This window comes from Pseudomonas sp. GW823-FHT02E01 (genome assembly GCF_058797535.1).
Map to the genome: position 1 here is coordinate 164491 of NZ_JBXAJS010000011.1, position 12528 is coordinate 177018.

Here is a 12528-nt window from a genome sequence, read left to right on the forward strand (position 1 = left end):
AATACTGAAGGGACAAGGCCATCGGGCGCCTGCGCGCCCGACCACCGTCAGATCTTGTTGAACAGGCCCAACTGGGAAATCTTGCTGAACGCCAGCTGCGCAGCCTGCAACATGGTTTGCTGCAAGGTCAGGCGAGTCATGACTTCGGCCGGGTCCGAATCGCGAATTGACTTCTGGCTCTCGCTGTTCGCAAGGGTCAGGCTCTCGTTGGTCGCGGTCTGGTTATCCAGCGCCTGACCGCGGGCACCGATCGTGGTGATGGCCGAGCCGATCTGGTTGGCCGCACTGTCGATGTTGCCCATTCCCGACTCCATGGCCCCCAGAAACTTCTGCTTGGCCACTGCGTCGCCGTCGACTGGCGTGTTCAGCGCTGTGATCATCTGGCCCAGGGTGTCGAGCACGTTCTGGGTCTGATGGTTGTTGTTCTGGATCACGAACTGATCGCCGGACGCTGGAGTGCCTCCGCCCAGGGCAAAGGTCACGCCCGCCGCAGTGGCGTTGCCGCCCGAAACCGTGCCCGACGAGACCGGCTTGCTGTCAGCGGTGACCGGGGCTGCATACAGGTCGAAATTGGTGGCGCTGGTGAACTTGAGGATCGCCCCGCCCGCCGGGAAGGCGTTGGTGTAAGCCGTCGGGTCGGTCACGCTGGAACCGGTGATGACCGCGGTCGACGGGTTACCGGCGCTGCGCGAGGTGTTGAAGGTATCCGACGTGGAAGACAGATTGAAACTGTGGCCGGCGATCACCGCATCCGGGTTGGTATCACCGGATTTGAGGTTGATGTTCAGCTTGAGGTCGACGCCACGGAAACTGACCGTCTGGTTGGCGCCGTTGGCATTGCTGATCAGACCGTTCTGGCTGGCTTCGGCGGTCACGTCGTTGCCCAGCGAGTCGGTGATCTTCAACTGGGTGCTGCTGAGGAAACTGACGGTGTAGGGCTGGCCGCCAGTGAACTTCGCGTTGTAGGTGGAGCTGGTGCCAACCGTACCGTTGGACAGCACCACGCGACCGTCATCCACCGCCGGAGCAGTCATGGTGGTCTGGGTGCGACTGGTATTGATGGTCTGCTGGAACGCATCCCAGCCAGTGGTGTTGGTCCCGACCGTCATGCCATCGCCAATACCAAGGTCGATGGTGGTCTGGTCACCGTTGTAGCTGTAGGTGCCGTCGGCGTTCTGCGAGTAAGGCGCAGTGTCGGTTTTCGAACCGGAGAACAGGTAGTTGCCGCTCGCGTCCTTGGAGTTCATCAGGCCCAGCACTTGTTGCTGGATCTGGCCCAGTTCCGACGCATAAGCCTTGCGGTCCGCGTCGGTGGCAATGCCGTTGCTGGCAGCGAGGGCCAGTTCCTTTACGCGCTGCAAAGCGGTACCGATGGAACTGAGCGTGGTTTCCTGCAGGCTCAACGCATTCTTGGTGCTGCCGATGTTGGTTTTGTACTGCTCAAGCATCGCGCTCTGCTGGCCCAGTTGCAGCAAACGACCGGCGCCGATCGGATCATCGGCGGCAGTATTGATGCGGGTCAGGCTGCTGGCTTCGTTGCTGGTCGCGATGGCCTTGTTGAAGTTGCGCTGGTAGTTGGCAGCGGTGATTTCGTAATACTGGGCGGTGGAAATGCGCATGAATTACGACTCCTTAAAGGCTATTGATCAGCGTGGTGAAAATTTCCTGCGCAGCCTTGATGATCTGCGAAGACGCGGTGTAGTACTGCTGGTACTTGACCAGGTTGCCGGTTTCCTCATCCAGGTCGACCCCGGAGTTCGAATCCCGCGCCCCCTTGGCATTGGCCAGGATTGCCGTGGTGGCGTCGCTGTCGGACTTGCCCTGGGCAGCCTTGGCGCCGACGTTGGTCACCAGCTTGTTGTAGGCATCGGTCAGGCTGATGCCCTTGCTCGCGGTGCCGGTGTCTACGGTCTGCTTGGTTTGCAAACCCACCAGCGCTTGAGCATTGCGGTTGTCCGAAGACGCCGCGCCGGTCAGGTTGATGGTGAAGCTTTCGCCGCTCGCTGGCGTGGCGCCGACCGTGGTCTGCACAGTGAAGGTCTTCTGCACGGCTGGCGTGACGCTGTTGTCCATCACCGGCGCACCGCTGGCATCGACCATGCCCACTTTCAGGTTCAGGGTGTTGCTCTGGCCGGGAACGATGGTGCCGGTGCCGATCGAGTTGCCCTTGGCATCGACCATGTTGTAGGTCTGGCTACCGCCGCTGGCCGCCCCGAACACCAGTTTGACCGGTGTCGAGTTCTTGAGCGCGGTCTGCATTTCCGCCTGGGCCGCCGGGTTGTAGATATCTATGGTGCTGGTCAGCGTCGGCTGGGTGTAGGTGCCGGTGTTGTTGGCGCTGGTCACACCGGTCAAGGGTGCGGCCGCGGCGATTTTTTTCGGGTCGGTGAGCACGGTCTGGATACCGGCCGCCGCGCCACGGGTCGGTGTCACCTTGAACGAGTCGCCAGCGCTCAACGCACCGCCGTTCAGGTTCAGGCTGAAGCCGTCGATCACCGGAGCCGGCGTCGTCGTGGTGCTGAACGAGCCCATGTCGGTGCCGTCCGAGCGCTTGACGCTGTAGTTGGTCGCGCTGGTGAACGTCACCTGATAGTCGCTGGCGGTCAGCTTGCCGGTGTCCTTGATGGTGACATCCAGGTTGCCGGAGCCGGCACTGTTGCCCGCTGCCGCAATGCTGCGCTGACTGATCAGGGCGGCACTGTTGATGTTGTTGAAGATCGCCGCGCCGAAGTCACCGTTCTTGTCGATGCCTTGCGCCTGCTGGCTGTTGATCTGGTCGGCCACCACCAGCGCCACGCGCCCCAGCTCATTGAGCGAAGGGTCGAGCACTTCCTTGCGGTAAGTCAGCAGACCACCGATTTCACCACCGCTGATCACCGAGGTCACGTCGATGGTGCTGGAGCCACGGTTCAGCTGCAGCGCCATGCGCGACGGATCGTTCTGGCTCGGCACGGTTTGCAGTGAATTGGTGGTGTTGCCGACCACCAGGGGCTGGCCGCTGCCGATGTAGATGTCGTAGCTGCTGCCACGCTCGACCACTTGGGTACCGACCAGCTCGGACAGTTGCCGCACGGCTTCGTTGCGTGAGTCCAGCAGGTCGTTTGGCTGATTGGTGCCGGTGGAGAGCTCGGAAATCTTCTGGTTGAGCGTGGCAATAGTGGTAGACAGCTTGTTCACCTGATCCGCCATGTCGCCCAGGCTGCCGTTCAGGTTGGTGTTCTGGTCGTTCAACTGCTTGGCAATCGAATTGAAGCGGGCGGACAGGGCCTGGGCACCGGTCAGCACCGACTGGCGGGACGTGTCGTCGGTGGCCGAGGTCGAAACGCCCTGCATCGAGGTGAAGAACTTTTGCAGCACGCCGGTCAGCCCGGTGTTGGTATCGGAAAGCGTGGCGTCCAGCGGAGTGGCCTGAGCGTTGTACGACGCCGCTTCGCTGTTGAGCGAGGTGGCGGTACGCAGCTGCGAATCGAGGTAGGCGTTGTACACGCGACGCACATCGGCCAGCGTTGTGCCGGTGCCGATGAACACATTGCCGTACTGAATCGAGCCTTTGGTGCTCTGCACAGATTGCTGGCGCGAGTACCCGGCGGTGTCGACGTTGGCAATGTTGTTGCCGGTCGTCACCAACGAGTTATGGCCAGCACTCAGCCCCGACATCCCGATATTGAGCAAACTCATGGTTCAGACCTTATACCTTGTGCCTATAAAGGCGTAGTTGAAACGCCCGCCGCAGCGTAGTTCTGGTAACTCGTCATCTGCTTGGCTATCTGCGAAATCTTGCTCGCGTAGTTCGGATCGGTTGCGTAACCGGCCTTCTGCAACTCGCGTACAAACTGTTCTGGGTTATCGGCCGACTTCACGACATCTTGATAGCGATTGTTGGTCTGCAGCAAAGTTACAAGGTCGTGGAAACTGTCCTCGTAGGAGTCGTAGGAGCGGAACTGCGCCGTCTCCTTGACCATCTGCCCGTTCCTGAATTCGCTGGTGATCGCCCGCGCCGAATTGCCCTGCCAACTATTGCCGGCCTTGATGCCGAACAGGTTGTGGCTGCTGCTGCCGTCCTGAGCACGCATGACCGACTTGCCCCAGCCGGTTTCCAGGGCCGCCTGCGCCACCAGGTAACGCGGATCGACACCAATGCGGGCCGCCGCTTCCTTGGCCATCGGCAACATGGTGTTGACGAACTGGTCGGCGGAACCGAAGGCTTTCTTCGCCGGCGCCAGCGGTATCTGCGCCATGGCGCGACCATAGATCTGCATGCCGCCACTGGAGGTTTGCTGCGCGCTGGCCAGCCAGTCGCCGTTATACAAAGGACCGGTGCCAGTGCTTGTCGCGCGCTCTGGCAACGGTGTCTTGTTGAGCGTCGTGGCTGCGGCCGTCGCCGAAGGCACCAGCCCGGCCAACAGACGATCAGCCAGCTTCGGCGGCAACGCCAGGCGTCGCTGATTGATCAGAGCCATGTCATTGCGATGACCACCCTCGCCCGCCTCTTGCGGCGCATGGACCGATCGCGAAGCCCACAATGGACGCTGGCCATTGACCCGCGACAGCGGCCCATTGACCGCAACCGTGCCCGCCGCCACCGGCGTTTGCACGGCGGCCTTGGCAGCCTCTTGCCTGGCCAGCGATGCTGCAGCCGCCTCGCCCGGCGCCAATGGCTTGTTCTTCGACATCTGGCGCATCAGCACGTCCGCCAGGCCGATACCACCGCCCTCGCGGGACATGGAAACGGCCAGTTGCTGGTCGTACATTTCCTGGTACTGCTTGGCCGCAGGCGTGTTCATCGGATTGTCCTGTCCCAGCGCTTCGGTTGCCGAGCGCATGGACTTGAGCATCTCACCGAGGAACAGCGATTCGAACTCCTGCGCCACCTTGCGCATGTTGCCGTCGCTGTTCTTGTCGCCGACCTTGAGCTGATTCAGACGATTGAGGTCCGAATAGGAGCCCGAATCGCTGCTGCTGACCAGACCGCTCTTGCGCATATCCACGATGGCCGTCCTCAGATCACGATCAGATCGGCTTGCAGGGCGCCGGCCTGCTTCAGCGCTTCGAGGATGGCCATCAAGTCACCCGGTGCCGCGCCGACCTGGTTCACCGCCCGCACGATCTCGTCGAGGGTGGTACCAGGGCCGAACTTGAACATCGGCTTGGCTTCCTGCTGGGCGTTGACCTTCGAACGCGGCACCACCGCCGTCGTGCCATTGGACAGAGGGCCGGGCTGGCTGACGATCGGGTCTTCGGTGATGGTCACGGTCAGGCTGCCGTGGGTCACGGCGGCCGGGGAAACCTTGACATTCTGGCCGATCACGATGGTGCCGGTACGGGAGTTGATGATGACTTTCGCGACTGCCTGGCCCGGATCGACTTCGAGGTTTTCCAGGATCGACAGGTAGTCGACGCGCTGGCTCGGATCGAGCGGCGCGGTGACGCGAATCGACCCGCCGTCGATGGCCTGGGCTACGCCAGGGCCGAGCATGTTGTTGATCTTGTCGACGATGCGCTTGGCGGTGGTGAAGTCGGAACGGTTGAGGTTCAGCGTCAGGCTGTTGCCCTGATTGAAACCGCTCGGCACCGCGCGCTCCACCGATGCACCACCGGGGATGCGACCGGCCGACGGAACGTTGACGGTGATCTTCGAGCCATCTCGCCCTTCCGCGTCGAAACCGCCGACCACTAGGTTGCCTTGGGCCACCGCATAGACGTTGCCATCGATACCCTTGAGTGGCGTCAGCAGCAAGGTGCCGCCACGCAGGCTCTTGGAGTTACCGATGGACGAAACGGTGATATCGACCTGTTGACCCGGCTTGGCGAACGCCGGCAAATCGGCACTGATCGACACCGCCGCGACGTTCTTCAACTGCACGTTGCCCGAACCCGGCGGCACCTTGATGCCGAACTGCGAGAGCATGTTGTTGAAGGTCTGCAGGGTGAACGGGGTCTGCGTCGTCTGGTCGCCGGTGCCGTTCAGCCCGACCACCAGGCCGTAGCCGATCAATTGGTTGGAACGCACGCCGGAAATGCTGGCGATGTCCTTCAGGCGCTCGGCTTGAACGTTGAACGCTGCGGACATCAGGAACGCAGCCATCATGAGACTTCTGAAATTCAACGTAACCACCTAGAAAGGGAACAGCGGGCTGAGGAAGAAACGGTCGAACCAGCCTGGCTGACTCGCATCGGCAAACGAACCGGTGCCCGAGTAGGTAATGCGCGCATCGGCGACACGGGTCGACGGCACGGTGTTGTCGGTGGCGATGTCATCGGCGCGAACCAGGCCGGCAATCCGCACCAGTTCGTCACCGGTGTTGAGGGTCATCCACTTCTCGCCGCGTACCGCAATAATGCCGTTGGGCAACACATCGGCGACGGTGACAGTGATCGAACCGGTCAGGGTGTTGCCCTGAGCCGCCTTGCTGTCCCCCTTGGTCGCGCGGTCACCTTCGTAGCTGGCACTCAGGCTCAGGTCGCCATCGCTGAACGGGTTGTTGGTGGTGGCGCTGCTGCCGAACAGCGAACTCAGGCCGATGTTGGCCTTGCTGTTCTTGCCAATTTGCGAGTTGGCGTTTTTGCTGGCCTGGGTCCTTTCGTTCAGGGTGATGGTGATGATGTCACCGACCCGGAACGCCTTGCGGTCGCTGTAGAGGTTCTGTTCGAAACCGGCCTGATAGATCGAGCCATTGTTCGCGGCCGCCGGCAACGGCGTGCGCGGCAACACCGGAGCGTAGTAAGGGTCATTGGGCTTGGGCGTCGCAGGCACGCAACCTGCGAGCGCGGTGATCCCACTCAGTGCCAGAACAGATACATAGCGATTCATGACCCTACCTCACGGTGTTGCAGGCGACCCAATGGCCGCCACATAGACTTGATTACAGATTCTGCGTTACGAACGAGAGCATCTGGTCGGCGGTGGAGATCACCTTGGAGTTCATCTCGTAGGCGCGCTGGGTGGTGATCATGTTGACCATCTCCTCAACGGTGCTGACGTTGGACGTTTCCAGGGTGTTCTGCAGCGTGGAGCCGAAACCGTTCAGGCCCGGAGTCCCGACTTGCGGCGCGCCACTGGCGGCGGTTTCCAGGAACAGGTTGTTGCCCACCGCCTGCAGGCCGGCCGGGTTGATGAAGTCGGCGGTTTGCAGGTTGCCGATCACCTGGGCTGCCGGGTTGCCGGCAACGGTGATGGACACGGTGCCGTCGCGGCCGACCGTGAAGGTCTGCGCGTCGTTCGGAATGACAATGGCCGGCTCCAGGGCAAAGCCGCTGGCGTTGACGATCTGGCCGTTGGAGTCCAGGTGGAACGTACCGTCACGGGTGTAGGACGTGGTGCCGTCCGGTTGCAGGATCTGGAAGAAACCACGGCCGTCGATGGCCATGTCCAGCGGCTGCTCGGTAGTTTGCAGGCTGCCGGCGGTGAAGTTTTTCTGGGTGCCAACGATGCGCACACCGGTACCCAGTTGCAGACCCGACGGCAGTTCGCTGTCCTGGGTCGACTGGGCGCCTGGCTGGCGCTTGATCTGGTAGAGCAGGTCCTGGAACTCGGCGCGGTCACGTTTGAAACCCGTGGTCGACACGTTGGCCAGGTTGTTGGAAATGGTGGTCAGGTTGGTGTCCTGGGCGGACAGACCTGTTTTGGCAACCCATAGAGCCGGAAGCATTCGATTCTCCTCGTGCGCCTGTTTTACGGCGCGACGTTCTGGTAATTAGCTGATCTGCAAGACCCGAGCCATGGCCTGGTCATCGTCTTTGGCGGTGTTCATCATCTTGATGTGCAGCTCGAACTGCTTGGCCAGGGCCAGAACGGAGGTCATCTCCTCCACGGCATTGACGTTGCTCGATTCGAGGAACCCGGACACCAGCTTGACGTTGGCATCGGCCTGCGCAGGCGCGCCGTCCTTGGTGTGGATCGAACCATCCAGGCCCTTGGTCATGTTCTTGAAGTCCGGGTTGACCAGCTTGATGCGGTCGACTTCCGCCATCACCCGGGGACCTTCGCCCATCGCGCGGATGCTGATGGTGCCGTCCTCGCCGACTTCGATCTGCTGCTCCGGCGGCACGGAAATCGGCCCGCCATTGCCCATGACCGGCATGCCGTTGCCGGCGCGCAGCACACCCAGGGCGTCAACGTTCAGGCTGCCGGTGCGCACGTAGCTTTCACCGCCATCGGGATTCTGTACGGCAATCCAGCCGTTGCCTTGCACGGCAACGTCGAGGTCGCGGCCGGTTTCCACCAGTGAGCCGGGGGAAAAATCCGTGGCCGGGCGTTCGGACATGGCAAACGCACGCGCCGGAAAGCTGTCACCGAACACCGGCATCGAACGGGCCTGCTCCAGGTCTTTCTGGAAGCCGTTGGTGGAGATGTTCGCGAGGTTGTTGGCATGAGCCTTTTGCGCCAGTGCATTCTGGCTGGCGCCGGTCATTGCCACATAAAGGTACTTGTCCACACTCTTTCCTCTGCCTGCCGGACGTTTGCCGCCCACTGCTGTGTTGCGCAGGCTGTAGCAATTTGCAGACCAACTTGCGCGCAGCGGCTCCAACCCCCTTTAAACAGAGGGCTGGAGGCTAATCAGAAGGGAATCGAACGATGTATCGAAGACGAAAAACCGGCGCGGTTATGCCGCTTGGCGGCAACGCCTTGAAAAGCCGGCTACCAACCTTTCACGCCGCTCATGTCGGGCAATTTGTGGGCAATGCCTTTATGGCAATCGATACAGGTCGCCTGGCCGCTGGCCAATGAGGTGGAGTGCATGTTGGCGGCGCGTTTACCCTGGCGTGTGAAGTCCATGAACTCGAAGTTATGGCAGTTGCGACACTCCCGGGAATCGTTGGCCTTGAGCCGTGCCCACTCGTGTTCGGCCAGCTCCCGGCGCATGCCCAGAAACTTGTCCCGGGTACTGATAGTGCCGAACAGCTTGCCCCAGACCTCCTTGGAAGCCTGCATCTTGCGGGCGATCTTGTGCGTCCACTCGTGGGGGACGTGACAGTCCGGGCACGTGGCGCGCACACCCGAGCGGTTGGTGTAGTGAATGGTTTCCTGCAACTCGACAAAAACGTTGTCACGCATTTCATGGCAGGACGTGCAGAACTTCTCGGTGTTGGTCGCTTCCAGCGCGGTGTTGAACCCACCCCAGAAAATCACCCCGGCGATAAACCCGCCGAGAGTCAGGAAACCCAGGCTGTAATGCACGCTGGGCCGACGCAGCACACCCCAATAATCCTTGAGCAAGGCAAGCAAAGATTTCATGGCCTTTCCTCAAGGTTTCGGCTGGTGGTTGATTTCGTCTTGCAAGACCTGGTCGATGTTCTTGAAGCTGTTGCTCACCAGTGGCTTCACATCCTTTTGCGGCACGTGACACTGGTTGCAGAAGTATCGGCGCGGCGACACCGCCGCCAATGCCTGGCCGTCACGGTCCATGTAGTGAGTGATGCTGATCATCGGCGCCTGGGTACGCGCACTGTTGGCGCGACTGTGGCAGGTCAGGCACTTGTTGCTGTTCATGTCGATGGCATACCCGCGAATGCTGTGGGGTATGGTGGGCGGTTGATCGGGGTAATTGCGCTCACGCTTGAGGTCCTTGTTCTCGTCTTCGGCAATGGGCGGTGCCGGCAGCTCCTGGGTCAGGGTCCCGCCGACTCGCCGTCCATCCGGTGCCGGCGCATCCAGTGGGTAACCGGGTTCTGCCGCAAATGTCGCGGGCAGCCACATCAGCAGCATGACAAGCAAGGACAGCGAACGATAATTCATGAAAGCTCTCCTTATGCCGTCTTGATCAACTCAATCCTGATCGCGCATTTCTTGTAATCGGTCTGTTTGGAGATCGGGTCCGTCGCATCAAGCGTGACTTTGTTGATCAGCTTGTTGGCATCGAAAAACGGCACGAACACCAAGCCTTGGGGCGGCTTGTTGCGCCCCCGAGTTTCAATCCGTGCACGCATTTCGCCGCGCCGACTGATCAACTTTACTTCGCTGCCACGCCGGGCATTCAAGGCCTTGGCATCGGCCGGGTGCATGTAGACCAGCGCATCGGGGACCGCCTTGTAAAGTTCTTCGACACGCTGGGTCATAGTCCCGGTGTGCCAATGCTCAAGCACCCGACCGGTGCTCAACCAGAACGGGAAGTCCGCGTCCGGGGCTTCCGCAGGAGGCTCGTAAGGCAGCGCGAAGATGATTGCCTTCTTATCGGGGTAGCCGTAGAACTGCACGCCACTGCCCTTCTCGACATACGGATCGTAACCTTCGCGGAAGCGCCAAAGCGTTTCCTTGCCTTCGACGACAGGCCAGCGCAACCCGCGCTCGGAGTGATAACGATCAAAGGGCGCCAAGTCATGACCATGTCCACGGCCGAACTGGGCATATTCTTCGAACAGGCCTTTTTGCAGGTAGAAACCGAAATCCCGGGCTTCGTCGTTCTGATAGCCCGCCGCCATTTGTTCAACAGGGAACTGATCGACCTGGCCATTCTTGAACAGCACCTCATACAGGGTCTTGCCCTTGTATTGCGGTGAGCCGGCCAACAGTTCCTGCGGCCAGACCTCGTCGGTTTTAAAGCGCTTGGAAAACTCGACCAATTGCCAAAGGTCCGACTTGGCGTCACCCGGCGCCGAGACCAGTTGATGCCAGAACTGCGTGCGCCGCTCCGCGTTGCCGTAAGCGCCCTCTTTCTCGACCCACATCGCCGTCGGCAAAATCAGATCGGCCGCCTGTGCCGAGACGGTGGGATACACATCCGACACCACCACGAAGTTCTCGGGGTTGCGCCACCCCGGCAGCACTTCCTGCATGATGTTGGGCCCGGCCTGCATGTTGTTGCTGGCCATCGTCCAATACACATTGAGCACGCCGTCCTTGAGCATGCGACTCTGCTGCACGGCATGGAACCCGACCTTTTCCTTGATGGTGCCCGCCGGGAGCTTCCAGATTTTTTCCGCGGTGGCGCGGTGCGCCGGATTGGTGACCACCAGGTCGGCCGGCAAACGATGGGAGAACGTGCCCACTTCACGTGCCGTCCCGCAGGCCGAAGGCTGGCCCGTCAGGGAGAAAGGACTGTTGCCCGGCTCGCTGATTTTCCCGGTCAGCAGGTGAATGTTGTAGATCAGGTTGTTGGCCCACACACCCCGGGTGTGCTGGTTGAAGCCCATGGTCCAGAACGAAACCACCTTGCGCTTGGGGTCGGCGTACAGTTCGGCCAATGCCTTGAGGCGCTCGGCCGGCACACCGCTTTCTTTCGCGGTGCGCTCAAGGGTGTAGGGTTTTACAAAAGCGGCGAATTGCTCGAAGTCGATGTCGGTCCAGGTGTTCGCCTTGTCGGCATTTTTGGCTTTCATCTCCAGCGGATTATCGGCACGCAAACCGTAGCCGATGTCATCCGTGCCTTTGGCGAACTTGGTGTGTTTGCTGACGAAGTCTTTGTTGACCGAACCGCTTTCAATGATGTGATTGGCGATGTAGTTGAGAATGAGCAGGTCAGTCTGCGGCTTGAACACCATCGGAATGTCGGCCAGTTCAAAACTGCGATGTTCGAAAGTAGAGAGCACGGCCACTTTCACATTCGGCTGGCTTAAACGGCGATCAGTGACCCGACTCCACAGAATCGGATGCATTTCCGCCATGTTCGAACCCCACAAGACGAATGCATCGGTGACTTCGATATCGTCATAACAGCCCATTGGCTCATCGATACCGAACGTGCGCATAAAGCCCATGACCGCCGAAGCCATGCAATGGCGTGCATTGGGATCGATGTTGTTCGAGCGAAACCCCGCCTTCATCAATTTGTTGGCCGCGTACCCTTCCCAGATCGTCCACTGTCCGGAGCCGAACATGGCGATAGACTCCCCGCCCTTGTTCTTCAGTGCCTCCTTGTACTTCAACTCCATCACATCGAACGCCTGTTTCCAGGACACCGGGTGAAACTCGCCTTGTTTGTCATATTGCCCATTGGTCATGCGCAACAGCGGCTGAGTCAGCCGATCAACGCCGTACATGATCTTGGACAAAAAGTAGCCTTTGACGCAGTTCAACCCGCGATTGACCTCGGCTTTTACGTCGCCGTGGGTTGCAACAACCCTGTTGTCCTTGGTCGCCACCATGACGCTGCAACCGGTGCCGCAAAAACGACAGGGCGCCTTGTTCCAGTCCAGGGCGACCATGTCTTGTTCGGTAATCAGGTTGCTGGCAGAGGTAAACACCGGGAGGCCCGCAGCTGCTGCCGCGATCCCGGCAGCCTGGGCTTTGACAAACTCTCGCCGCGTCATAGGCATGTGCTTTCTCCCGTTACATCGAGAATCTCGTGATAAACCAGGGCGGCATTGAGCACGCCTGGCAAGCGATTGATCTGATCGATTCGCTGAAGAATCTGGCTTTCGTGATCGGTTTCCAGCACAACCACCAGTTTGCCGGCGGAACTTTCCTGATGAAGTTCAACGCCCTTGAGCAAACGCAAGTTGGCTTTCACCGCCTCGAACAGGGCCGGACGGGCATGTACTACCAGACTGGCAATGTGCAGCGTCTTTCCCATGTCCCGTACTCCCTGCTGA

The 12528-nt window shown here is 60.4% G+C and carries 11 protein-coding genes; all 11 read right to left on the reverse strand.

Features of this window, described 5'->3' with window-relative positions; translation table 11 throughout:
* Positions 1–47: 47 nt before the first annotated feature.
* The 11 genes from AC1RDQ_RS24270 to AC1RDQ_RS24320 all read right to left on the reverse strand — a co-directional run bounded on the left by AC1RDQ_RS24270 (position 48) and on the right by AC1RDQ_RS24320 (position 12509).
* Positions 48–1619, reverse strand: coding sequence for a flagellar hook-associated protein 3 (locus AC1RDQ_RS24270; protein ID WP_492588335.1), 1572 nt, complete (start codon positions 1617–1619; stop codon positions 48–50).
* Positions 1620–1632: 13 nt separating this feature from the next.
* Positions 1633–3678 carry a flagellar hook-associated protein FlgK gene (gene flgK / locus AC1RDQ_RS24275; protein WP_492588337.1) on the reverse strand — a complete coding sequence of 682 codons (2046 nt, stop codon included), beginning with the start codon at positions 3676–3678 and terminating at the stop codon, positions 1633–1635.
* A 23-nt stretch (positions 3679–3701) separates the two neighbouring features.
* Positions 3702–4988, reverse strand: a complete 1287-nt coding sequence (flgJ, locus tag AC1RDQ_RS24280; RefSeq protein WP_492588339.1) for a flagellar assembly peptidoglycan hydrolase FlgJ — start codon at positions 4986–4988, stop codon at positions 3702–3704.
* Positions 4989–4999: 11 nt separating this feature from the next.
* A complete protein-coding gene (locus AC1RDQ_RS24285) occupies positions 5000–6088 on the reverse strand; it encodes a flagellar basal body P-ring protein FlgI (RefSeq protein ID WP_057715914.1) in 1089 nt (362 codons plus the stop codon).
* A 27-nt stretch (positions 6089–6115) separates the two neighbouring features.
* Positions 6116–6811, reverse strand: coding sequence for a flagellar basal body L-ring protein FlgH (flgH, locus tag AC1RDQ_RS24290; RefSeq protein WP_057715915.1), 696 nt, complete (start codon positions 6809–6811; stop codon positions 6116–6118).
* 52 nt (positions 6812–6863) lie between these two features.
* On the reverse strand, positions 6864–7649 hold the full coding sequence (gene flgG / locus AC1RDQ_RS24295; RefSeq protein WP_057715916.1) for a flagellar basal-body rod protein FlgG: 786 nt from the start codon (positions 7647–7649) through the stop codon (positions 6864–6866).
* A gap of 45 nt (positions 7650–7694) precedes the next feature.
* Entirely contained in the window at positions 7695–8435 is a 741-nt protein-coding gene (locus tag AC1RDQ_RS24300; protein WP_090453789.1) for a flagellar basal body rod protein FlgF, read from the reverse strand.
* Between the two features lie 203 nt (positions 8436–8638).
* Positions 8639–9235 (reverse strand): cytochrome c3 family protein, encoded by a 597-nt coding sequence (locus tag AC1RDQ_RS24305; protein ID WP_085723386.1) that lies wholly within the window; start codon positions 9233–9235, stop codon positions 8639–8641.
* A 9-nt stretch (positions 9236–9244) separates the two neighbouring features.
* On the reverse strand, positions 9245–9706 hold the full coding sequence (locus AC1RDQ_RS24310) for a nitrate reductase cytochrome c-type subunit (protein ID WP_371319448.1): 462 nt from the start codon (positions 9704–9706) through the stop codon (positions 9245–9247).
* Positions 9707–9747: 41 nt separating this feature from the next.
* Positions 9748–12252, reverse strand: coding sequence for a nitrate reductase catalytic subunit NapA (gene napA / locus AC1RDQ_RS24315; protein ID WP_492588341.1), 2505 nt, complete (start codon positions 12250–12252; stop codon positions 9748–9750).
* Positions 12243–12509: a chaperone NapD gene (locus tag AC1RDQ_RS24320; RefSeq protein ID WP_492588343.1), complete on the reverse strand. Its 267-nt coding sequence runs from the start codon at positions 12507–12509 to the stop codon at positions 12243–12245. The genes napA and AC1RDQ_RS24320 overlap by 10 nt, the downstream gene beginning before the upstream one ends.
* Positions 12510–12528 lie beyond the last annotated feature (19 nt).